At 35.8% G+C, this 21,648-nt stretch carries 38 protein-coding genes and 1 pseudogene; 10 read left to right on the forward strand and 29 right to left on the reverse strand.

Annotation, left to right across the window (positions count from 1 at the left end):
• From BMX40_RS20715 to BMX40_RS18140, 22 genes and pseudogenes are all read right to left on the reverse strand, one after another.
• Positions 1-101: pseudogene (locus BMX40_RS20715) on the reverse strand (tyrosine-type recombinase/integrase); the annotation flags it as partial.
• Positions 98-556, reverse strand: a complete 459-nt coding sequence (locus BMX40_RS18045; RefSeq protein ID WP_090872577.1) for an ArpU family phage packaging/lysis transcriptional regulator — start codon at positions 554-556, stop codon at positions 98-100. The pseudogene BMX40_RS20715 and the gene BMX40_RS18045, both read right to left, overlap by 4 nt.
• A gap of 84 nt (positions 557-640) precedes the next feature.
• On the reverse strand, positions 641-1,051 hold the full coding sequence (locus BMX40_RS18050; protein WP_090872579.1) for a hypothetical protein: 411 nt from the start codon (positions 1,049-1,051) through the stop codon (positions 641-643).
• Positions 1,052-1,077: 26 nt separating this feature from the next.
• Positions 1,078-1,242, reverse strand: coding sequence for a DUF3954 domain-containing protein (locus BMX40_RS18055; protein WP_090872581.1), 165 nt, complete (start codon positions 1,240-1,242; stop codon positions 1,078-1,080).
• Between the two features lie 103 nt (positions 1,243-1,345).
• Positions 1,346-1,528 (reverse strand): hypothetical protein, encoded by a 183-nt coding sequence (locus BMX40_RS18060; RefSeq protein WP_090872583.1) that lies wholly within the window; start codon positions 1,526-1,528, stop codon positions 1,346-1,348.
• 17 nt (positions 1,529-1,545) lie between these two features.
• Positions 1,546-1,815, reverse strand: a complete 270-nt coding sequence (locus BMX40_RS18065) for a hypothetical protein (RefSeq protein WP_090872585.1) — start codon at positions 1,813-1,815, stop codon at positions 1,546-1,548.
• A gap of 199 nt (positions 1,816-2,014) precedes the next feature.
• Positions 2,015-2,323: a MazG-like family protein gene (locus BMX40_RS18075; protein WP_090872588.1), complete on the reverse strand. Its 309-nt coding sequence runs from the start codon at positions 2,321-2,323 to the stop codon at positions 2,015-2,017.
• A gap of 19 nt (positions 2,324-2,342) precedes the next feature.
• The gene (locus tag BMX40_RS18080) at positions 2,343-2,642 is read right to left on the reverse strand and encodes a hypothetical protein (protein ID WP_090872590.1); all 300 of its coding nucleotides are present in this window, start codon (positions 2,640-2,642) and stop codon (positions 2,343-2,345) included.
• The gene (locus tag BMX40_RS18085) at positions 2,623-2,988 is read right to left on the reverse strand and encodes a hypothetical protein (RefSeq protein WP_090872592.1); all 366 of its coding nucleotides are present in this window, start codon (positions 2,986-2,988) and stop codon (positions 2,623-2,625) included. Before BMX40_RS18085 ends, BMX40_RS18080 begins: the two co-directional genes overlap by 20 nt.
• A 2-nt stretch (positions 2,989-2,990) precedes the next feature.
• Positions 2,991-3,173: a hypothetical protein gene (locus tag BMX40_RS18090; RefSeq protein WP_170840845.1), complete on the reverse strand. Its 183-nt coding sequence runs from the start codon at positions 3,171-3,173 to the stop codon at positions 2,991-2,993.
• 8 nt (positions 3,174-3,181) lie between these two features.
• Positions 3,182-3,436 (reverse strand): hypothetical protein, encoded by a 255-nt coding sequence (locus BMX40_RS18095; protein WP_090872596.1) that lies wholly within the window; start codon positions 3,434-3,436, stop codon positions 3,182-3,184.
• Positions 3,433-3,597 (reverse strand): hypothetical protein, encoded by a 165-nt coding sequence (locus tag BMX40_RS20435; protein ID WP_170840846.1) that lies wholly within the window; start codon positions 3,595-3,597, stop codon positions 3,433-3,435. The genes BMX40_RS18095 and BMX40_RS20435 overlap by 4 nt, the downstream gene beginning before the upstream one ends.
• A gap of 3 nt (positions 3,598-3,600) precedes the next feature.
• Complete coding sequence (locus BMX40_RS18100) at positions 3,601-4,413, reverse strand: ATP-binding protein (RefSeq protein WP_090872598.1); 813 nt, start codon at positions 4,411-4,413, stop codon at positions 3,601-3,603.
• Positions 4,414-4,424: 11 nt separating this feature from the next.
• Complete coding sequence (locus BMX40_RS18105; RefSeq protein ID WP_244513665.1) at positions 4,425-5,219, reverse strand: hypothetical protein; 795 nt, start codon at positions 5,217-5,219, stop codon at positions 4,425-4,427.
• The gene (locus BMX40_RS18110) at positions 5,219-5,392 is read right to left on the reverse strand and encodes a hypothetical protein (protein ID WP_170840844.1); all 174 of its coding nucleotides are present in this window, start codon (positions 5,390-5,392) and stop codon (positions 5,219-5,221) included. Before BMX40_RS18110 ends, BMX40_RS18105 begins: the two co-directional genes overlap by 1 nt.
• A 110-nt stretch (positions 5,393-5,502) precedes the next feature.
• The gene (locus BMX40_RS20840; protein WP_280139693.1) at positions 5,503-5,634 is read right to left on the reverse strand and encodes a hypothetical protein; all 132 of its coding nucleotides are present in this window, start codon (positions 5,632-5,634) and stop codon (positions 5,503-5,505) included.
• A 238-nt stretch (positions 5,635-5,872) separates the two neighbouring features.
• Positions 5,873-6,097 (reverse strand): hypothetical protein, encoded by a 225-nt coding sequence (locus tag BMX40_RS18115; RefSeq protein ID WP_090872604.1) that lies wholly within the window; start codon positions 6,095-6,097, stop codon positions 5,873-5,875.
• A 78-nt stretch (positions 6,098-6,175) separates the two neighbouring features.
• Complete coding sequence (locus BMX40_RS18120) at positions 6,176-6,478, reverse strand: hypothetical protein (RefSeq protein WP_090872606.1); 303 nt, start codon at positions 6,476-6,478, stop codon at positions 6,176-6,178.
• Between the two features lie 79 nt (positions 6,479-6,557).
• Entirely contained in the window at positions 6,558-6,851 is a 294-nt protein-coding gene (locus BMX40_RS18125) for a helix-turn-helix domain-containing protein (protein WP_090872608.1), read from the reverse strand.
• Positions 6,852-6,978: 127 nt separating this feature from the next.
• The gene (locus BMX40_RS18130; protein WP_090872610.1) at positions 6,979-7,281 is read right to left on the reverse strand and encodes a helix-turn-helix domain-containing protein; all 303 of its coding nucleotides are present in this window, start codon (positions 7,279-7,281) and stop codon (positions 6,979-6,981) included.
• The gene (locus tag BMX40_RS20720; RefSeq protein ID WP_244513655.1) at positions 7,282-7,980 is read right to left on the reverse strand and encodes an ORF6C domain-containing protein; all 699 of its coding nucleotides are present in this window, start codon (positions 7,978-7,980) and stop codon (positions 7,282-7,284) included.
• Positions 7,981-7,991: 11 nt separating this feature from the next.
• Complete coding sequence (locus BMX40_RS18140) at positions 7,992-8,222, reverse strand: helix-turn-helix transcriptional regulator (protein WP_090872612.1); 231 nt, start codon at positions 8,220-8,222, stop codon at positions 7,992-7,994.
• A gap of 160 nt (positions 8,223-8,382) precedes the next feature.
• Here BMX40_RS18140 and BMX40_RS18145 point away from each other — a divergent pair, with 160 nt between their 5' ends.
• The 5 genes from BMX40_RS18145 to BMX40_RS18160 all read left to right on the forward strand — a co-directional run bounded on the left by BMX40_RS18145 (position 8,383) and on the right by BMX40_RS18160 (position 11,113).
• Positions 8,383-8,712, forward strand: a complete 330-nt coding sequence (locus BMX40_RS18145) for a helix-turn-helix domain-containing protein (RefSeq protein ID WP_090872614.1) — start codon at positions 8,383-8,385, stop codon at positions 8,710-8,712.
• A gap of 77 nt (positions 8,713-8,789) precedes the next feature.
• Entirely contained in the window at positions 8,790-9,395 is a 606-nt protein-coding gene (locus BMX40_RS18150) for an ImmA/IrrE family metallo-endopeptidase (protein ID WP_090872616.1), read from the forward strand.
• The gene (locus BMX40_RS18155; RefSeq protein ID WP_090872619.1) at positions 9,395-9,745 is read left to right on the forward strand and encodes a hypothetical protein; all 351 of its coding nucleotides are present in this window, start codon (positions 9,395-9,397) and stop codon (positions 9,743-9,745) included. Before BMX40_RS18150 ends, BMX40_RS18155 begins: the two co-directional genes overlap by 1 nt.
• 10 nt (positions 9,746-9,755) lie before the next feature.
• Positions 9,756-9,908: a hypothetical protein gene (locus BMX40_RS20440; RefSeq protein WP_170840847.1), complete on the forward strand. Its 153-nt coding sequence runs from the start codon at positions 9,756-9,758 to the stop codon at positions 9,906-9,908.
• A 2-nt stretch (positions 9,909-9,910) separates the two neighbouring features.
• Entirely contained in the window at positions 9,911-11,113 is a 1,203-nt protein-coding gene (locus BMX40_RS18160; protein ID WP_170840848.1) for a site-specific integrase, read from the forward strand.
• A 74-nt stretch (positions 11,114-11,187) separates the two neighbouring features.
• On the opposite strand, the gene groL is transcribed toward BMX40_RS18160, so the two are convergent.
• Together groL and groES are read right to left on the reverse strand one after the other, a co-directional pair.
• A complete protein-coding gene (gene groL, locus BMX40_RS18165; RefSeq protein WP_090872621.1) occupies positions 11,188-12,825 on the reverse strand; it encodes a chaperonin GroEL in 1,638 nt (545 codons plus the stop codon).
• Positions 12,826-12,881: 56 nt separating this feature from the next.
• Entirely contained in the window at positions 12,882-13,166 is a 285-nt protein-coding gene (groES, locus tag BMX40_RS18170) for a co-chaperone GroES (RefSeq protein ID WP_090872623.1), read from the reverse strand.
• Between the two features lie 281 nt (positions 13,167-13,447).
• Here groES and BMX40_RS18175 point away from each other — a divergent pair, with 281 nt between their 5' ends.
• Together BMX40_RS18175 and BMX40_RS18180 are read left to right on the forward strand one after the other, a co-directional pair.
• Complete coding sequence (locus tag BMX40_RS18175; protein ID WP_090872625.1) at positions 13,448-14,179, forward strand: CPBP family intramembrane glutamic endopeptidase; 732 nt, start codon at positions 13,448-13,450, stop codon at positions 14,177-14,179.
• Between the two features lie 6 nt (positions 14,180-14,185).
• Positions 14,186-14,380 carry a YdiK family protein gene (locus BMX40_RS18180; RefSeq protein WP_090872628.1) on the forward strand — a complete coding sequence of 65 codons (195 nt, stop codon included), beginning with the start codon at positions 14,186-14,188 and terminating at the stop codon, positions 14,378-14,380.
• Between the two features lie 37 nt (positions 14,381-14,417).
• Here BMX40_RS18180 and BMX40_RS18185 read toward each other — a convergent pair whose 3' ends face one another.
• On the reverse strand, positions 14,418-14,834 hold the full coding sequence (locus BMX40_RS18185) for a M67 family metallopeptidase (protein WP_170840849.1): 417 nt from the start codon (positions 14,832-14,834) through the stop codon (positions 14,418-14,420).
• A gap of 170 nt (positions 14,835-15,004) precedes the next feature.
• Between BMX40_RS18185 and BMX40_RS18190 the strand changes: the two genes are divergently transcribed.
• A complete protein-coding gene (locus BMX40_RS18190) occupies positions 15,005-15,580 on the forward strand; it encodes a hypothetical protein (protein WP_090872632.1) in 576 nt (191 codons plus the stop codon).
• A 15-nt stretch (positions 15,581-15,595) separates the two neighbouring features.
• Positions 15,596-15,874, forward strand: a complete 279-nt coding sequence (locus BMX40_RS18195) for a hypothetical protein (RefSeq protein ID WP_090872634.1) — start codon at positions 15,596-15,598, stop codon at positions 15,872-15,874.
• A 196-nt stretch (positions 15,875-16,070) separates the two neighbouring features.
• On the opposite strand, the gene BMX40_RS18200 is transcribed toward BMX40_RS18195, so the two are convergent.
• The gene (locus BMX40_RS18200; protein ID WP_090872636.1) at positions 16,071-17,474 is read right to left on the reverse strand and encodes a GAS domain-containing protein; all 1,404 of its coding nucleotides are present in this window, start codon (positions 17,472-17,474) and stop codon (positions 16,071-16,073) included.
• A 215-nt stretch (positions 17,475-17,689) separates the two neighbouring features.
• Between BMX40_RS18200 and BMX40_RS18205 the strand changes: the two genes are divergently transcribed.
• Positions 17,690-18,391 carry a BMQ_0737 family morphogenetic spore coat protein gene (locus BMX40_RS18205; protein ID WP_090872638.1) on the forward strand — a complete coding sequence of 234 codons (702 nt, stop codon included), beginning with the start codon at positions 17,690-17,692 and terminating at the stop codon, positions 18,389-18,391.
• 206 nt (positions 18,392-18,597) lie between these two features.
• On the opposite strand, the gene BMX40_RS18210 is transcribed toward BMX40_RS18205, so the two are convergent.
• The 3 genes from BMX40_RS18210 to BMX40_RS20445 form a co-directional block, all read right to left on the reverse strand.
• A complete protein-coding gene (locus BMX40_RS18210) occupies positions 18,598-19,554 on the reverse strand; it encodes an NAD-dependent epimerase/dehydratase family protein (RefSeq protein WP_090872641.1) in 957 nt (318 codons plus the stop codon).
• A gap of 33 nt (positions 19,555-19,587) precedes the next feature.
• Complete coding sequence (locus tag BMX40_RS18215) at positions 19,588-20,685, reverse strand: glycosyltransferase (RefSeq protein ID WP_090872643.1); 1,098 nt, start codon at positions 20,683-20,685, stop codon at positions 19,588-19,590.
• A gap of 462 nt (positions 20,686-21,147) precedes the next feature.
• A partial coding sequence (locus BMX40_RS20445) for a collagen-like protein (RefSeq protein WP_170840850.1) occupies positions 21,148-21,648 on the reverse strand: 501 nt, incomplete at its 5' end.

Consider the following 21,648-nt stretch of genomic DNA (forward strand, 5'->3'; position numbering starts at 1 on the left):
CCTGTGACAAATAACATATAATCTCTTTCACTTTGCTCTCTTAAATATCGCTTGATTTCTCTAATCACTTCTGGATCTCTAACAGGTTGTACAAAGTTCAACTTGCTTCATCTCCTTGCTCATACACTTCTATACGCAAAATTAGAGCAAGCTTATAAAACGCTCTTGATTTAATTCGATAATACTTTCTTTCACTAAATCCAAGTTCATTATAAATCTCATAATCATAAACGTCTTCATCAGTTAAATAACGTTTTATTATAATCGATCGTTCTTGGAAAGCTAACCGATTAACCGCCCGTTGTATTCTTTTGATAAAATCTCGCCTTTTTTTCTCTTGATCTATCTTTTTAACTGCTGCATCTTCCGTGCTGGAATGGAACTGATTGCTAGGTGCAGTTGCAACAAGCTTTAATGATGAAGTTACTTTAGGTTCAATATCCTCTGGATCCATTAGCAGATAAAACTTATAACTTTCTAATTGATCCTCTACTGCATCACGTGTCGCATCGCGATCTATCTTTGGTAATTTGAAAGATAATTGTTGTTCTGTCATTCCGACCCCTCCTCGAAATAATAAAAGGACACAAACCAAGCGTATTAACGCTCAATCTGTGCCCTGGTTGTTCCAGTAGCTTATTTAATTCAGTTGCGCATTACTTTTTTGTCTTTCTAAATAAAGCTTGTTCCTCTCATAGTTTTCCCTTAGATCACTTCCTGGACACCACATCAGCAATAAATCTACTTCCATATTATTGTCACCTTCTACCCAGCTAATCCATTTATATAATTGGTCTCCTTTACCGTGGTAACTTCTTTGCCATTTGACCCTATCTTCACTTAATTCCCCAAAGTAAAAGCTTCCTGCGATTCTAGCTATAAACTTTTTCTTGTCTTTTAAGTGGAATGCTACAATTCGATAAAATGAAGTTCTCCAGGTGACTTTGAAATGTTTTTCGATTTTCTCTTGAATTGACCAACAATGCTTGAGATCAACTTCATTTAGTTCATATTTCTTCTCGGGAATAAGCTCTAATTGCGTTATACTCACCGACTTACCTCCTTTGCATTTTGTTTCTATTTCACCGTATAACTAACCTTCTCTGCATGTATCTTCCCGTTCTGCCAAGTAATCGTTTGCTCTCCATACCCACTGTCTGGAGCGTTAATCTTTTTCAGTTGTCCTTTTTTAACTACGAATACTGCATCTTGATCCAGTTTAATTTCTGCTGTCTTTGACATATGCCTGCCCCCTATGCTTTTTCCTTCAACGCCTCTCTATAACATTCTTCGCATAAATAACCGCCCCAGTATCTTGCTTCTTCGCCACATTCAACGCATTTATTCACTCGTTCTCCCTCCCAACCTTCCGCCTTAAGCGATCATTTGATAACTGCTCATTCATGAGATCCCTTTGCAACTCGTTTATTTGTTTTAATGACTTTCTATAAGCTTTTGAATATGCAATTACTGTTAATGCGTATAACACTACAGTTAGTAATAAAAATGCTGTTGTTAGTTCTGTCACTAAGTTCACCTCACTGTTTAAGTTAAATCTAGTAGTTCTAATTGTTTGTCCTCTCCACTTATGTATCTTGTAAATTCTAGTTGCTGCTCATTGGAGAGTGGATGATATTTACTTATTTTATTTTCTTTTTTAAAATCTTCTAGTTTACTTCTGATCCATTTCATAAATTCGTGGACCTTATATTGATCGCCAACTGTTAACCCTCTATGCTTTAGATAAGCGATAAATCTAGGATTAGTTTGTTCGCTATCAAAATGCTGTTTTAAAACATTCTTCTCTATCTTCATAAAGGCTTCACATCCTATCGTTTATAAATCGCTTCCCAATATTCGTCATAAGTAGAAGCTAAATATTTATTCCTTTTGCTGAAATGTTTATATGGAATCATCACTTTATGAATCTTCTTCACACACTCATAACCACGCTTTTCCTTATCCCTGCATAGATCAACGCATTTCCTTTTGGTGATTGCTCTGACTTTACTTATCATGCCAGATCACTTTCTTTTACAAATACACCGTTTACCATTTTTCCTTTACGGTCTTTAATTTCGTTGTAAGCGTCTAACACGCAGCACTCAATATTGATTCCTAACTGTCTTGAAAGTATAGTCATTACTACAAACATATCACCGATTGAATCAATTACCTGGTCCATATTATCTTTGGCCATACCTTGGCATAACTCCCCAAATTCCTCACCAAGCTTTAACATCTGCTTATTAGGATCAGCAGTATCAAGGTTTCTTTCTTTCGCCCACTGTTCGATTTGTTCTGTAAGTTCTGTTAGATTCATAGGTTTACCTCCTTCGTATTCACAATCCAAGAACCTTTACAAGTTCCTCGTAATCTTCTGTTGGACTAAATAATCGCTTCTTAACTGGCATAGTTGCAGCAGTTTGTTCATCCCACCCCAAACTGACACGCTTGTAGAAAACACTCTTTTTAATACCGTTTCGTTCTGCTATCTCGGGATAATCGCCATATTTCTTAACTGGTTGTTTTATTGCTTTTTCGATTGGCCAATTATAATATCTAACTCTAGCTTCCAATGTAGCTCTGTTGATCCCGTTCTGTTCAGCGATTAAATAATCTTCAGGAGTGATGTACTTCATTGGATTCACCTGCCAGGGCTTGCCGTTCATTCACTTCACTTTCAAGTTCTTCTGCATAAGCTTTATAAAAACAAGGCCTACATATTTTTGTTTCTTTCAGATGTTTGGGATATGGAAATATACGACCTTTTTCACATATGTCTCTAGTTTCTGTTCCGCACTTTTGACAATTTCCATATTCAATCTTTCCAGCGCTGTAGCTAGGCTCAAATTCTACAAACACTTCAAATTCTTCTTCGCAACTGTCGCATTCATGATCAAATTTATGATCATCTGGTAAATCAACCGTACGCTCCGACATATCGTTTTCATATTCGCAATATGGACATTCAACTGTTTCATTCATTCCTACCCATCCTCCCACCTAATTCGTTTGTAGCTATACAACTGTTTATTTGTCATGGTGTAAACTTGTCTTGTTGGATCATCACTATATTCGTAATGGATATATCCTTCTAAATCCTCGTAAAGTACGTAAATTAATTCTTGCTCTTGCTTGTGATCAAAAAGACAATTATAGTTGTGTGCCACTTCCATAATCACAACCGCAAAGCAAAAGCCCTAGTAATTTTCTCTTCATCAGCCTGATGCATAAGAGCCATTATGATTTCCATTACTGGACGTTTAAATGTTTCTGCGATGCCCTCTACACAATGGCCCTCGTTGTATAATTCCGTTATTTCTTTCAACACTCCTACAGAAAAGTGTTCTTCATACTTGTCTAACACTCGAACAAGACCGCCATCTTGATCTAGTTCTTTTCTGCTTTTCTTTTTTCGTTGGATAACAGTCATGCCCTCAACTCATTCATTTTCCTTCTAGTTTCCTCTGCTCCTGGTACCGCCTTATCTTGTACAGCACTTTTATGCTGATTCCACTCAATCCACTTTCGATTTGTTTCTTCTTGTGTGTCCTTTGGGTCAAATACCATCACGCTTTTCATTCCGTTCCACATTAATTAAAACTCCTTCCTACGGTAATCAGGGCCATCCATTTTAACGATTTCTGTTCCATCTAAAACCCTGGAAAGATTACGTTCATTCAACTTCTTTTGCAGCTGAACACTATCCAAATTTGTTGTAAAAATCGTAGGTTTACCGGATCGGTTATCTAATACTTCAAATATCTTAGTATGCGTCCAACTGTCATTTTCGCTTTTACTGTTCGAGTATTCTGTGCCCAAGTCATCCAACACGAATAGATCTACACTCTCTATTAAATCCAAGATATCTGACTCACTAAATTTACTCGATGTGTTGTATGTTTGTTTAATTTTAGTAAGCAATTTCGGTACCGAGAGAAACAGGCATCTAAGCCCTCTTTCCATGAGCACTTTTGTAACTGCGACTGCTAAGTGACTTTTTCCAGTCCCGTAATTCCCTACCAGTAATAGATTGTGAGATTCATTGACATCAAAATTATTAGCGTAATCCATCAATTTACTCTTAGCATGATGAAGTTCGGTTGTTGGTGGGTTATAATTTTTGAAGTTCGCTTTTTGTAAAGATGTGTTTAAAATCGAGTTGTTATCAAATAGCTGCTGAACCTTTTTTGCTTTATTTTTTTTACCTTGTTCCAAAGCTTGTTTGACAAGACGAATATCCTCGCATTTACATCCTAGGTTAGCGATGATTATCTCGCCTTTACGTGGCCCCATTGGTATTACCATTTCTTTTCTCTCAACGAATCTGCCACATCCTTCGCAGGTGTATGTTTCTATTAGCTTTTCTTTGGGTTGTAATATGCCGTTAGATTCTTTAATAGCTTGCATTTCAGTACCTCCTAAAATCCGTAGTTATATTGCTTTTCTTTATGCTTGGTGATAGGCGTTACCTTGGAAGGTTGTTCTCGCTTCACTTTCATTACCAATGAATCAAATCGTTTTCTCAACTTGGACGGCGAAAGAACATTCACCATTTCAAATTCATCTTGTTGCACCCAACGCATTAAGTATTGAACTTGTTCTGCCGTACGTTTATCTAATTCGATAATTTTACGAATATCATCTGCCCACGTTTGGAAGTTTGGTTGTTTGTGTTCTGGGTTATTATTTTTAATTTGGTCAAAAAAGTAAACTGCTAGTTGATAATAAATTGATGTATCGTCGTAAACTTGTTTGCGACTATTATTTTTATCTTTCTTATTATCATTCTTTACATTCTTGTTAGTTGTTAGTTGCTTGTTAACTGCTTGTTGGTTGCTTGTTAACTGCTTGTTAGATTGTTTGTTAGGTTCATTTTCAACATCTTGATAAATCTCCCAATTAACAATGGTTATGAGCCTGTTTTTGTTTGTTGATTTGTTTGTTAAAAAATTGTATCTTTCAAAGCGTTTTATAGCCGTTCTGACATTTTGCATAGATACACCTTTTCCACTTTTAAATGCTATTTTTTCAAGGCTTGTTACAAATTGTCCTGGTTCCGCCTTGAACTTTTGTCCCTTCCATTCCCACTCTTTTTCTTTGTGATTAGCCATCATTAACAGAGTGACTAATATGGATTTTTGTTCAGGAGTAGACTCTAACCAAATGGGCTTATTTAGCAGTTCTCGATGTAACTTGATCCAACCTTGCATGATTATTTTTCCCTCCAATCTTTTTGGTTACGTTCACATATAGCAAATTTATTTTCCAACCGAATAAAGTCATAATGTGGGTATCGCTGCATATAATCTAATACATGGACAAGTAGATCCTGTTCATTAGTCGAGTTGTCGAATATTTCTTTTGGAATTAAAACTCTATATGGCACCAGCAACGATATCCCCACTTTCTTGTAAAACTTGTAAATTTAAGCTAAGATATAACTAATAATTGTTTGTCACTGACTCACTTTGTGGTAAGGGTGAGTCTTTTTCGTATTTATGCTGCAGTAACTACTCGTCCATCTAGCTTCACAAAAGCAACTACATTTCCTTTAGAGTTTTCAATCCATCCCTTCCACCCTGCAACGATTGGATTTCTATATTCCTGGAAAGTTAATCCTTCAGGCATAATATCCCTCCCTTTCTATGTATTTGACTTAACAGCAGGTAACGAACGCGCTGTTTGGGGTTAGTCGCCCCTTATAGAGTAGGAACGCAGGAAGAGACGTTTGAAAGGGGAATTGTCACGCTCCTACTCTATAAGGAAGGACTAAAAGTCCTTGCCTTTTTGTTTTTACAGGTGGTATAATTTATTTACCGATTAAGTTTCTCGTGTTCGCTGCACGAGTTATTTTTTTTGCACTTTTTTAGTACCAAGATCCATTAGCTGCATAATGCCACCAATCTCCATTCTCGTAATAGACTTCAAGACATTTTTCTTTAACATTCCTTTTCACCTTTACAATGTTGGATAGCGTGTAATTTTTTCGCTTTTCCATTCCCATGCTTCGGTTATGGTCAGCATATACTTGCAAAAGTAATCTGTATTCAGCATCAGACAAGTGTTTAGCTACTGGTAATTTCTTAGACATGCAATCCCCTCCTAACTATTTATCAAAGCCCAATACAAGAAAATAAATGTTAAAAGAATACCAATTCTATACGTCCACTTAGATTCCCGAATTTTGTAAATCACATTGACCAGACCTTTCAAAATGCACCTGTACTATTTGGATATCAACGTCCATTTCAACTAAATCTTTCAGTAGATTCTTGTATCGTTCTTCTTCTTTCTTCTTAGTTTTCAACTTCGATAATTCATGAGCCGACTTCAAAGCATCTGTAATTCGTTGTTTTGCCAATTCATAATTTCCATGAGCCATGTGAACATCGGCTAAATCTCTGCATTCCCTATAACATTGTTCGTGTTTCTCGGCTTCTGGTAAGTCACTTTGTAAATACATTTCCTTCACGCTATCCCTCCTAAATGATTAATGATGATGAAAATCAATAGTATTAAACCTAGAACTGCGATTGATCTTGTTTCATCCCTCATATGAGACCTCCTAGAATAAAAATGAATCCTGCAGTTGGAACAAAATCGACTATCATTTGTGTTGCGCTTGCCAAATCAATTTGTGCTCCCATAGCGACCAACATATCAAGGGAATTTGTTTCCTGAACCCAACGCATTAAGTCTTTCCCTCTGATCTCGAGCTTGTCGTGTTCTAGTTTTGATATATTTCCTCGTGACATATGTAACCTATCTGCGAGGATATCTTGACTCATCCCTCTGCGCTTTCTCATTTTTCTGAGCGTTTGTCCATTAAGTTCAATCTTCTCCATGTCCTCTCACCCCCTTCAACCGGGTAGTGATCTGGTATTGTTCCATCATGGAAACTTTTCCACTATGGAACCCAATTATTAAGCTATTAATCTTATAATGTAATTACCGACCCCACTCGGTAGATTGTTAGATTGCTTTCTGCAACTGATTAACACGCTCGACATTTTTATTCACCCACTCAATAACTTGATCTCGTGGGTATCTAGCTTTTGCTACTTTAGACTTTGGAAAACCTTCCATTCTAATGATGTTTTCTACACTTGGTAGAGAAACTTGAAAGTATTCAGCAAGGTCTTTCTTTTTTAACATTGGTGGAAGCGATTGAATCGATTTTGCATCATGAAGACCTTGTTCATATGCCTGTTGAAACATTACTTTCAAGTTCTCTTCTAAGAGTTTAGCTTCTAGAGATTCTAAGGTTATGTTCAATTAGATCACCTCGTTATAAGTTTGTTGGTTGTTTATTTCGTCTATTTCAATTTTTAAACTAGTTGATGGTTGCCACATTCCAATGAAACGTAACCCATCTTCAAACTTTTTCTTTGGTAGATCTCCGTACCTAGGGATTTCAAAGTGGTTTTTAAAATCGCGCCAGAAGGCCGAAAATAATTTGAAAGCCATATTCTTATATGCTGGAGAAGATTTACCACCTAGAACTTCCATAACAACTTGTCTACCTTTTTTGTTTAAAACATGTTCTTGTGCACCATCAATGCGCATATTGTTTTCTAAATCCGAAACACGGTTGTCAATCCTAACCATTTGATTAACTGTTTGTTGAATTACTTCCAACTCATTTTTGGGTGCTTGATACATACCTGTTTTTCGAATTGATGGAAGAACTTCTGAAGTGATCCATTTTCTAAAACGTTTTGCTTCCGGTTTACGACTATCTAGAATGACATCATATAATCCATCTTCATTGACGAATGTAGCTTGTTGCGTTCTGCCAAGCGAATCTTGGATGGGGTAAGTAGAACTTACGTCATCAGCTAATCGGTCTTTTACCATCCTACTGTTACTCAGTCCAAGTATTTTAACTAGATCGTTTAGCAAAAACCAAGGTACTTCATTTTGCTCGATAATTCTTAATTGCTGATCGTCGAACATTCTTATAAGCTGATTCATTAAATAACCTCCTAAATAGCTTTTGTGTTATTGGACACTTCGTCCAAGTTTTGGTTAAAAAAAAGTTCATCTACTGTATGACCTAAAATATCAGCTATTTTTTTTGCTAGAATAATTCCGGGTGTTCTTTTTCCTTGTTCGATCTTATAGTAATAAGAAGCTGATATTCCAATTTTTTTGGATATATCTTCTACATCAGTGTATCCTTTGGTGATTCGAACATTTCTTAATTTGTGTCTCATTTACTTCACCACCTTTCCTGGACGAATTGTCTTATTGATTTAATCATAATGGACTTTCTGTCCAAAGTCAACACTTTTCTGCCCATTTCGTCCAAAAATATTTATGTATTGGACAAATAGTGTAATATAGAAGTAATTGAAGGTAACGGAGGATTATTATATGGAGTTTGGAAATAGATTATCTTACCTAAGAAAAAGAAATAAGTGGAGTCGAGATGACCTTGCTAATAGACTAGGTGTTTCTTATTCAACTATTTCTAAATATGAGTCTGGATCAAGAGAACCAGGTTTTGAAACTTTGCAAAAGATCTCAAATATTTTCGATGTTACTACTGATTATTTAATCGGGAAAACAGATAACCCAAACGCTTCTGAAAAAAGCAATAATCCTAGCAGAGCCTTCTACAACTTCGACGAAATCACCGACCAAGAAAAAGAATACCTTGAAGAACAATTAAAGATATTTCGCAAATTAAAAGACAATAAATAAATAATTAAATAAGGGCCTTTTGAGGTTCTTTTTTATAAACTATAAACCGAACACACATTCTATTATGGAGGTAATCTATGTTTAAATCATACCAACGAACTGATCTAGAATTAATGTTAGAAAACCTTTATAAAAAACATAATATTCTTTCTCCATCAGATCTAACAATTGAAAATGTATCTAAAAAGTTAAGTATTCACGTTGAATACATGGAGGGAACAAGAGAAGTAGCGATATGGGATGAAGAAGATGCGGTTATATTTTTAAATCCCAATAAACCTAAAACGATAATGAGGAAAATATTCTTTCATGAATTATGTCATCCTATTAGGCACCATGGTGATCAAACTGGATTTGTTGATTCTTTTTTAACCTTGCAAGAGCAACAAGCAAATCAATTCATGCTATATGCAGCGATGCCGTTTTTTATGATAGATCAGCTGGATTTGTCACGTTATAAAGACCAAATAATTTATTCATTGGCATTTATTTTTCAGGTCCCACTGCAATTAGCCAAAGTTCGAGTTGAACAAATTAACAGAAGGATCCAACAGGCTTATATAGATAGTGAATTTCAAAAACAGCAAACTCTTTATAAGAAAAGCTATGATCCAGCTAACTGGTCTACTGAAACAAAAACAATAATGAATCAATTATATAATCAACTTAAAGGAGCTCAATAATGAATGATGTAACGATGTATTATGAACATTTCCACGATGAAAAGATTCCGTTATGGTTTGTTGTAGAAAATATAGATTGGTCAAATTCGATTTTATACTTGACTGCAGATCCCGATAATGAATCTGATATAAGTTATTTTCATCATGATGATTGGAAAGTTTCAGTATTATTAAGTGACTTGCTCCGTAATCATTCTAAAAAAAATTATTTCGGCATTAATCTATCAAATATAGAATTACGGATTAATGAACATGGTTATACCACGGACAACGTAAAAGAATTGGTTATTAGAGTAGTTGATATTAAAGAAATTATGTATATGGATAGAGTAATAGATAAAAACCTATAGGAGGGATATTGTGAAAATTAAATCTTTGGAAGCTAAAGGGAAAGAAACTAAAATTAGAATCCCTGTATATACAAACTTACATAGGGATGAAAACGGGGATATAAAAGGTAAGGTTATTGATCACATCGAAATTCCAAAAGAAGTGGTCAAGAAAGGGGAGTAATCGTGGCTAGTTTCCAAAAATATAAAACAAAAAACGGGGAAAAATGGCTTTTTAAAATGCGCACTGTTTACGATCCGAAAACAGGAAAGAAAAGGGAAACCACTAGACGTGGATTCAATAGTAAAGGTGAAGCCGAAATAGCAGCAAGGCAATTGGCTAATGATATAGACATGGGGAAAGGGTTTAATAATAATCCTATTACTTTCAGTGAGTTTGCTATTAAATGGTTGGATATATATGAAAAAGAGCGTGGTGTTAAGCCTGGAACAATACGAATTAGAAATCATGAGATAAATAACTTAAATATATATTTTGAAAACATTCGTATGGTAGATATTACTTGGCAAATGTATCAAGAAGCACTACACAAGCTTGAAAAAAAATTCGCCCATCAAACAATTGATGGTATTCACCGAACGGGTAGAATGATTTTTAAAAAGGCTATGCAGTTGGAAGTGATTAAGAAGGATCCGACTGAGTATGCTTATCTATCGAAGAAAAGACAGACTGTTGAAGATATAGAAAATAAAAAAGATCTTCCTAAATACATGGAAAAAGAAGAGCTCGCTACATTTCTGAAAACTGCATATAAACAAGGGTTACATTTAGATTATCCAATATTTTTAACATTAGCTTATACTGGACTCCGAATAGGTGAACTATGCGCTCTAAAATCATCTGATTTGCAGAAAAAAGGAGACATTCACCTTTTAAGCATTACCAAAACCTATTATAACCCTAATAATAACGTTAAAAACTTTGAGATCGTTACACCAAAAACACAAAGTTCTATTCGGAAGATTGATTTAGATGAACGGGTAGTACAGGCGTTAGAAAGTTTAACCGAAACCAACAACCAATTAAAAGAGGATTATCAAAGTCAATACTACGATCGTGGTTACTTATTTGTAAATACAACTAACTATCCTGGCTATCCGATCTATCCGAAAATTATTGAACAGCGTATGAAAAGGTTACTGAAACTTTCCAAATTAAATGAAACTCTGTCACCTCACTCATTAAGACATACCCATACATCTTTACTTGCAGAGTCTGGGGTTTCTATTGAACGAATTATGGAACGATTAGGTCATTCAGATGATAAAACCACTAAAAATGTATACCTTCATACAACCGAAGAAATAAGAAAAAGAGACTCCGAAAAATTCGGGAGTCTCATGAAAAATGTACTTGATTTTGACTAAAAAAGGTCAAATTGTGGTCAAAAGTAGATGGGCGTCACATTAAACATTGATCTATCAATGTTTATAGACGTCTACTACATCATGCCGCCCATTCCGCCCATGCCACCCATTCCGGACATGTCTGGCGCACCGCCACCATCTTCTTCTGGAAGGTCAGCGACTACTGCTTCTGTAGTTAGGAACATTGCTGCTACAGATGCTGCGTTTTGTAGTGCAGAACGAGTAACTTTTGTAGGGTCAACAATACCAGCGTCAACCATGTTTACCCATTCGCCAGTTGCTGCGTTATAACCAACGCCAACTGCTTCGCCTTTTAGACGCTCAACAATGATCGATCCTTCTAGACCAGCATTGTGTGCGATCTGACGCACTGGCTCTTCTAGCGCACGAAGAACGATGTTTACACCAGTTGCTTCGTCTCCCTCAAGAGCTAAGTCAGTTACTTTCTTATATACGTTTACAAGTGCCGTACCACCACCAGAAACGATACCTTCTTCAACAGCTGCACGTGTAGAGTTCAATGCATCTTCAATGCGAAGTTTACGCTCTTTCAATTCTGTCTCTGTTGCAGCACCAACTTTAACTACTGCTACACCACCAGCTAATTTAGCTAGGCGCTCTTGTAATTTTTCTTTATCGAAGTCAGAAGTAGATTCTTCTGCTTGTGCACGGATTTGTGCAACACGAGAAGAAATCGCTTCTGGATTTCCAGAACCTTCAACAACAGTTGTGTTTTCTTTCGTTACAACAACTTTTGAAGCACGACCTAATTGGTCAATTGTTGCACTCTTAAGATCTAGACCTAGATCTTCTGTAATTACTTCTCCACCAGTTAGAACAGCAATATCTTCAAGCATTGCTTTACGACGATCACCAAATCCAGGCGCTTTTACAGCAACTGCATTAAATGTACCGCGAAGTTTATTCACAACTAATGTCGCAAGTGCTTCCCCTTCTACATCTTCTGCAATAATTAGGATTGGTTTACCTTGTTGTACTACTTGCTCAAGTACTGGTAGAACTTCTTGAATGTTACCAATTTTCTTATCGGTAATTAAGATATATGGATCTTCTAATACAGCTTCCATTTTATCTTGGTCAGTAACCATGTATGGAGAAGCGTATCCACGGTCGAATTGCATACCTTCTACAACTTCAAGCTCTGTATTGAAGCCTTTTGATTCTTCTATTGTGATAACACCATCGTTACCAACGCGTTCCATTGCTTCTGCAATTAGTTTACCAACTTCTTCATCAGCAGCAGAGATTGCAGCAACTTGTGCAATAGATTCTTTGCTTTGTACTGGTGAAGAAATAGATTGTAATTCTTCTACTGCAGTAGCAACTGCTTTTTCAATCCCACGGCGAATACCAACAGGATTTGCACCAGAAGTTACGTTTTTCAATCCTTCACGAATCATAGATTGTGCTAAAACAGTAGCTGTAGTTGTACCGTCACCAGCAACATCATTTGTTTTAGATGCAACTTCAGATACAAGTTGTGCACCCATGTTTTCAAATGAATCTTCTAATTCGATTTCTTTTGCAATGGTTACACCATCATTTGTAATAAGAGGTGAACCAAATTTTTTATCTAAAACAACGTTACGACCTTTTGGCCCTAAAGTTACTTTTACAGCATCTGCTAATGTATCTACACCACGTAGCATTGCGCGACGTGCGTCTTCACTAAATTTAATCTCTTTAGCCATTGAAATGCCCTCCTTAATAATTAAACAAAATTATGTTATGATATGTTCAAATTCGATTAACCAACGATAGCTAAAATGTCATTTTCACGAAGAATTAAGTATTCAGTGCCATCATACTTCACTTCTGTACCAGCAAATTTTGAGAAGATAATACGATCTCCTTCAGAAACCTCAAGCGCTACTTTTTCACCATTTTCCGTTACGCGACCAGAACCTACTGCAACAACTTTCCCTTCTTGTGGCTTTTCTTTTGCAGAGTCTGGAAGTACGATACCGCTTGCTGTTGTTTCTTCTTGTTCGACAAGCTCAATAACAACTCGATCTCCTAGTGGTTTAATCATGTAGACAACCTCCTTAATTCCTTATCTTATTTTTTATGATTTGTTAGCACTCAAAGACATCGAGTGCTAATACCAATTATTATAATAAATAAATTTTTTTTGAATTGCAAGTGAGATACTGCTCTATTTTAAAATTTTTTAACTCAAATTTTAAAATGACGTTCTATTATTATGGAAGCCAATAATATGATAAAATACAAGCGAATGTCTCAAATGACGTTAGTTTATGTAAAATTGCTGCAAACTATACAATAGGATGTTAGATTAAAGGAGCTGACTTCGTGACAAATCGTTATTGGTTCGTCATTTTAACGTATGTTCTTATGCAACTTTCTGGAGTTGTTTTTGTATCCTTACTAGACTTTACTACAACTCTGAGTGAAGAAACCTTAGCCATCTATTCCATCTATTGGTCCATTTTCAGCTTTATCGCTGGTGTTATTGTTGTCTTATTACTATTGAAGCCAGAAATGAAAATAGGACAAGCTAGAAATGAACCAAGTAAAACACCAGAAATTGTTCTTTGGTCAATCGTAGGAATATTTATGGCTTATTTCGCTCAAGGAATAGCTAGTATTATTGAAACAGAAGTTTTTAGATTTGAAATAGAATCGAAAAATGCGGAAATGATAACTGGAATAACACGAACCATTCCTTTATTTATGATTGTTCCCATGGTTCTTGCCCCCATTCTAGAGGAAATCATTTTCCGTAAAATAATCTTCGGATCTTTATATAAACGAATGAACTTTTTCTTTGCTGGACTATTATCTGCTACTGTTTTTGGAATAATTCATGGGGAACCAGAGCATTTACTAATTTATTCCTCGGTAGGATTTGTGTTCGCCTTTTTATATGTAAAGACCAAACGTATTATTGTACCAATTATCGTTCACATGGTATTAAATTCTATTTCCATTCTTATCCAGTATAACTTAGATCCAGAAGACCTGGAGCGGATGAGAAATCAACTGGAACAATCACAAATGATGATGTTAGTAATTGGAGGATAACTCAATATGAAATTAACACTAAGGACGAGAGCGTTTATTTATTTTGCCTTAGGAATTTTATTTATGTACGTCGCATTACTAAATGCAGATGGAAAGTCGATTTGGAACTTTACAACGATCCTCTTTGCTGTATTTGCAACTTTGGATTTTGGAATGGCAATTCGGCTTCTTCGTATAAATAGAAAGATTAAAAAAAAGTAGCACATTTCCGTGCTATTTTTTTAATCTATAGAGGAAGTTAAACAAACTGAATAGGAACTTCAGTATAATTATCGTAGTGGACCGCATAACACTTGTAAGTTAAGTTATCATGCATCAACGATAAAATTAACATATTCACTTCTTCATCTGGATGATAGCGAAGATCATCCGTTGAAGGGATTGGAGGCGCAGTTGGATGTGAATGATATAATGCGATAACCTGTTCTTTTTTTGCTTCAACCTTACGCAGTGTTTCTTTAACGTTCGCACGACTAACTAAAAATTGATGTCTTGAATTAGCTTCATTTTTCATCCTCCAGATGGAAGAAACTGTTTCATTCACTTTACCACTCAAAAAACCACATGCTTCATTTGGTAAGGCTTCTTGACAGTGCTTTATCACCATAACAAATATTTCTCTAGGAATCTTAACTGTATTCACGATTTTCCCCATTCCGATGACTCCCATCCTGAAATTCAAAATACTTATATACTCTTTATATGTTTTATAGAAAAATTGGTATAGATGAACTCCATGATAAAGTCGTTTTTCGCATTAATATTTCGATTACACCTTGCATATGTATATATAAGTTCCATTCATGTATTGGAGGTGTAGGAATCTTGAAGGATCAAGAAATCATACAGGAAAAGCTATCTGTCTTAAATAATCAAACGAAAGCATATGTAGAAGATATGAAGCAATTAGTAATGAAATATAAACGTAAAAGCAAACACTCTAGCCTAATTGGTTATTTTACATATTCGTTAAGTACTACGAATAACAGACGAGAAGAAAATATCATTTTGGGTGACTTTCATATTTTAAATCTTACTGAAGATACGATTAATAATGTTTATCTCTGCTTACAAATTAATACTAAAGATACATATGATTTCTCTGGAAAATATCGAACAAATAAAATGAAACTAGATAACACATCATCATCTAGTTTATGGGAGCTTTTTGAAGAAAATATCAATGATGAAGATCAAGAACAGGATCAAAAGGACCACTGGTTTCGTTTAGCCGAGGAACAACAACTCTCTCCACTCGAAACCATCTCATTTTCTGGATTTCAAATAAAGTGGAAAAACCAAGGTTCGTTTTCATGCTCTGTTCAGGCGTTTATTTACTCCAATGCTGAGGAAAAGGGAATTACATCACTAAATTCAATAAATGTCAGTACAAAAGCATAAGGGGTGTGAGAGTAGATGAGTAATAAGGAGCAATTGTGGTTCACGCTGCAAGATTTAATTTATAAAGAATTTATTCAGCAAGCAGATCGGACAACGAGTATGGAGACGCTAGATTATATCATCTTAACAATGCTCATTGATTTGCGAATAAAATCCAACCACTCTAATTTGAATCAAACAGATAACACGGACACTTCCGTGGAGAGTATTATTGATGAACTTAATGAAGCGATAAGTAGCAACAGGAAACAGTTAGAAGAAATAACACAATTTATACAAAGTGAATTAGGCTAGTTGAACTTCCCTATTTTATGTTTTTCCTTTCTTCTACAACAATTGATAAATACATAAGACATTTAACGGTAGTTCCCCCATACTTATATACTCCTCACCGTTTTCAGATTGAAGGTATTACCGACCATTTCATGAAGATGTATTTGGATGTGATTAAGGAGCTATCTCCCCTAGGCAAATAGCTCCTTTCACTTTATTAATATTTGGTTATCTTATCCCAAAGTGACCTAAGCTTTGATTTTTTTTCCTCATTATTATCCACATCGTTCACGAATGCTTGTTGTTCCTCACTAGGACGGTTTTCCTTTGCTTGGTTATCTTGTTTCGTTGTATTAACATGATTTGTCTTCCTCTCCGCTTCCTTCTCAATTGGGTGATTGGTCATAGTTGAGTTCAAAGAATTGGTTTCCTGTAATTCCTTATTTCCTACTTCATTAGTTGATTGATAGTTTTCTTTACCACTACTTTCAGCTTTTGTGTTCGTTACCTTCTTATTTTCAGTTGGTTGTGTAATAGGGTTGTTTTTCCCATCCTTATGACGTACGTAAGTTCTTTTATTAGCTTGTTGAAAGAATGGTTTTTGATTTTGTATTTCTTTCTTTTTAAGTTTACTTCCCAGTACAGGGGACATTGTTGAGGCACCTTGTAAATCTCTAAACGTAATTTCCTTTTTGTTATTATTTCTTGGGATCTCCCGATTAGCTCTAGCCTGTTCCAAAAAATTATACGGCTTTGATTTGCTTGTAGATACGTTTTTCTCTTTCTTATTCTCCTCAAGTATTTTCTTTATATCTGAAATTTCACTTTGAAGGTTACTTATTGCTGTATTAAGCTGGAGATGATCCGTGGAGTCTGATGTTGTTGATCCTAGTTCATGAGCTGGCTCTGTTTTTGTTTCATTATTTACTGTGTTTTCTTGATCATTGCTTTGAATGGATTCCGCTCCTTTTATACTTTTCTCCGTTAAATGAATCATATTTTTTTCAATCTCATCTCTTCCTCCCCTCACTTTATTTAAGCTTTCATGTTCACTTTCCTTCCTTTCCTGTTCATCCATTTTGTTTTCGTATGGCTCCTTTCCATTTAAAGATTTTATTCCATTTTCTAATATCGTTAAGGTTTGAAGCAGATCCTTTGTTAAATTCTTACACTTTTCCAAATGAAAAAATGGCGCTTCATCCTTATTCTCCTTCTCATCTGGCTTGCTCACATCAACAAGTTCATTGTGAAATCCAATAAATAGTTGCTCCAATTTTTTTAGTTCAATCTCACTAGATTGGGAGGATTGTTCGTTTTGTTTCTTAGCGGTCTTATCCCTTTTTGTTAAATCGTCCTCCAGTTGATTAATTTTTTGTTGCAATTGATTCCGCTCTTCTACTAATTTTTTATATGCAAATAGGGAGTCCTTATGCTCTACTTCTATTTTCGATAGTCTTTTCCTGGTTTCATCTAGTTTTTCCTTAAGGATTTTACATTCAGCCTTTAAATGATAATAATCTAGGCTAAGATCATTTTCTTGATAGTCTTTAATTATTTTTCTATATTTCTTAACCTGTATCAGTAACTTCTCAACATCCTCCCTGCTATAGCTTTGTAGCATTAAATCCACCTCAAAACGTACGTATTTAGAGTATTTTATGAGTCGAGATATAACAGCGTGACAAATTTAGGATCTATTTTGCCTATTTATAGATTTTTAGATAGAAGCACATTTTTGGTTGGAAATACTAGAAAATAGTCTTTTGTACAGTTCAAAAGGCAGTTAAAACACATAATTTGTTACTGATAAACAATTAAAAGAAAGGGAGAGAAAATATGCAGGAAAAACCATTACAAGGTGCCCAAGAGCTTCTATGTATGAATGCAGAAAAGGTTTACGACTGGGTTATATTGCAACAGGAATTAAATCAAACTGCTACTGCTGCTGCACTTGGTGTATTACCTATTGATCCATGTGACCCGACAGTCAGTGGTTTAACCACTACTTGTTATTTAGTGGATCCGGTAACCGGTAATCAACTACCACCAAATGCGGAAATACCAGTAACCGAAGTGGGTGAAAGAGAAGACCGCGAATTTGTGGTTAATGGATCTCTAGTTACGTTACAACGGGTATCATTCATCAAAACCCTTAATGTAGTTGTTGAATTTTCCGGTATTGCGGGTACAACTCCATTTGTAGTAACATCAGATGCTATTGAAGTTGAAATTCCAGAATCCGTTTATCTATGTGCTCCAGATGGAACAAGACTTATTGTTCGAGTGTCTGACGTTGATTGTAGTGTAAATGTCAATTGTGTCGGTGGAGCATTAGAAAGCGTCGATATCTTCTTAAATGTCTGTCAAAGTGTTCAATCCGTTGCAGATGTAACACTCGAATTGGTAGCAGATTTCTGTCAGCCTAGAGATATTCTAGTAGAGCAATGCCCAACACCAACTATCCCGCCACAATGCCCAGTTGTTTTCCCTGGTGTTGTAGGCAATGGTACTAATAATAATGATAATGATAACGAATAAGAGACTATAGTAACAACATTTCGGTATAAGGTTCCTTATCAAAAGGTCTTATACCGTTTTTTTTAGAATACATTAACACCCTCAACATGCCTACAATCAATTCTAATGAATCGTTACCCCTCTATATTTTAGTGGGAGCTAGTCTTTCATTAAAAATTTCTCTGTAGTTCCGATATGTTAAAGGTGGCATTTTAAAAAATGCCACCTTATTCTTGCTTCTCTTTATCCTGTAACCATAAAAAAGTTCGGTAAAGACCTTCTAGAAGCGGAGTCTGACTTTTCCATTTTAAATCGTTACTTATTTTTTCCGCATTAATTCTTCTCCTAATGACTACATCTATGGAGCGCTCTTGTTTAAATACCACATGCTTAGAATCTACCTTAACTATTTCCTGAATGCTATTAGCTAATGTTAATATATCAGTTTCTATACCAGTACCTACATTATAAACCTTTCCAATCGCTTTTGGAGTGGTTGTCGTTAATAACAGAGCAGCAATTCCATCATCAATAAAGGTAAAGTCCCTTGTCTGATATCCATCACCATAAATCGGTAAGGGTTTTCCTTCCATTGCACATTCAAAAAAAGTTGCTACTACACCACAATATGGATTGGAAGTTAATTGTCCAGGTCCATATAAATTAGATAACCTCAGTATTGTAGTCGGTATATCATATATGTGATTAAAAACTTGGCAGTAGTGTTCGAACGCAAACTTACTGGCTGCATATGGTAAAGTTATATTATAGTAATCCTCAGGAGTGGGGAGTTTTTCTGCCTGGCTATATACGGATGCTGTAGAGGTATATATAAACCGTTTAATTGTTGGATTTAAGGTTACTATTTTTTTCAGTAACAAATAACCATCCAGCAAATTGGTGTTTAAATCATGATCTAGGTCATTAATTGATTGCGTAAGATTACTACAGGCTAAGTGGTATATATAATCTACTTGTGGAATAATTTCATTTAGGGTTTTTTCATCATTAATAGGCTTTACGATTACAGTTAATTTACTCGAGTTTGGCAAGGAAGATAAACTACCAGTAGATAAATCGTCGATGACATACACATGATCTGAATATGATATTATCTCCTTTACTAATTGGGAACCGACAAATCCTGCTCCTCCTGTGATAAGAACGTTTCCTAATGAATTCAACGTTTCACCCCCCTCACAAATAATTAGATCGTATTAGTCAGATGAGTCCGTTTCACTAACTCCTAGTTTTTTCTCAAGTAAATTCTTATTAAAGAGAATCCTCTCATCTTTTGGTCGATACACTCTTGCTTTTTCGTTGTGTGAATAGGATTTTTCAAATTGTTGTAGATTGTAATAGCAAACACATAATTGAAGATGAGGATACCATGTCGCATATGCTGGGTAGGTAAAACTCCACTTATTAGGATCATGCTCCAATTCTGTAGCTAGTTGATACCAATAAACTGCTGAATCATATTCCCGTTTTCGTTGAAAATGATATCCAATTCTGCTGCAGGTTTCCGGACGAGGGGTTTTTGAGTACTGAAAAGATTCAAACAGAGAAGATAATTCCTTTTTGACATTACCTACAAGACGATAACAATCTGCTTTATTGATACAGGAATAAACCTTGTCCTCAATCCATCCCTCCTCCATTTGTAGATTTTTTTCGTAGCTTTCTATCGCTTCATCATAATAGCCATTTTCACGTAATTCATTTCCATAATAAAAATAATCTCTCGGTGTGAATTTATCTCCTCTATCCAATTTTTTTTGATATATGGATAAGTTTCTTCCTACTGAATGGCGAACTTTTTTGTGGGTAACGGCAATATCTGAGTTGATAATGTTTCCGTAAACTTCCAAATATTGATGACAATCGCCCTTCCAAGTAAAATTCTTATTTCTTTTTACTAGTCTATTTCTTCGATATTGTAATGTTACATTTCCATATTCATCAATACCTGCATTGTAATACATCGATACGGAGTCGATGGAAGGATTGAGAGTATCTTTTAGCTTCTTTAACTTAATTTGATCTTCCTCAAGCAGTACGTCATCGGCATCTAAATATAAAATATAATCTTTTGTTGCGTATTTAAATGACTCATTCCGTGCAGCTGCAAAATCGCCAATCCATTCAAAATAATACACTCGGTCTGTAAACCTCTTTGCAATTTCCACGGTTCTGTCAGTTGAACCAGTATCTATAATGTTGATCTCATCAACAATATCTTTTACAGTATCAAGACACCTCGCAAGTACTTCCTCTTCATTTTTAACGATCATACATAAACTAATCGATACCATTCTTACACTCCTTTCATATACTAGTTATAAGTAGATTATTACTGAATTTCCTTCAATTTTGTTAACCTACTTATGTACAAAAGCGCAAGCGCACTGGGTAGAGACGTACGGACTGGACTGAGCCGTAGGAAATAAAGGAAACATGCCCCTGCAAAAGGGGTATGTCGACGTTGGCCGCAAAGTCCGATTTTAGTCGACCTTCCTTACCTCTCGAAGCCGATGTTGACTTATCGTACGAAGGCGAGGGAAGTCTTGTGCCTGCGTTACCTCGGCACAAAGGCAATGAAGTTTACTCGTTGAAGTTCCTTCGCTAGTCTCTGAGCGCTGGAGCTGGACGTGGCTATCGCTGAAATTCAGCTTAACAAAGCCAAATTTTTATACTTTTCTATATGTGTAAAAGGGGGATAAGAATCCCCCCTTTCATAGATGAATTAAACAAACATTTGTTTAACTCATTTGGCCTTACAAGTCGTTATCTATTCGTATAATAGAAAGTGTTGCCCCTGCACCATCCTGAAGCACTGCTGCTCCAGCTAAACCAAATAGTTCAAGAGAGATCGTGCTTCCGGCAGCTAATGGAACAATTACTTCACCATCAAAATTTGACAACGTAAGAACGGGGTTGATTTCTGATGCCTCATTTGGTGTGTCGTTAATTACTAGTCTAGACCCTACTGCTAAACTTGCAGTTAAGTTGATACTGTATGAAATGAAATACCTTCCATCCTCTGGAACGGTAAATACAGTGTTTGTTCCATCAACGGTAATTCCATCTAATGTCTGAGCATCAGGTAAAGGAACTTCTGTCCCCCCTAATACGACAGCTATGGTTTCTCCCCCAGTATTTGCTGCGAATGCGGAAGTCTCTGTTACCGAATCCCCCGTTGGGCCGGTTGCTCCGGTTGCTCCCGGTGCTCCCGTTGGGCCGGTTGCTCCGGTTGCTCCCGTTGGACCAGGTGCTCC

Source organism: Oceanobacillus limi (genome assembly GCF_900111445.1).
In the GTDB taxonomy this organism is placed as follows: Bacteria; Bacillota; Bacilli; order Bacillales; family Amphibacillaceae; genus Ornithinibacillus; species Ornithinibacillus limi.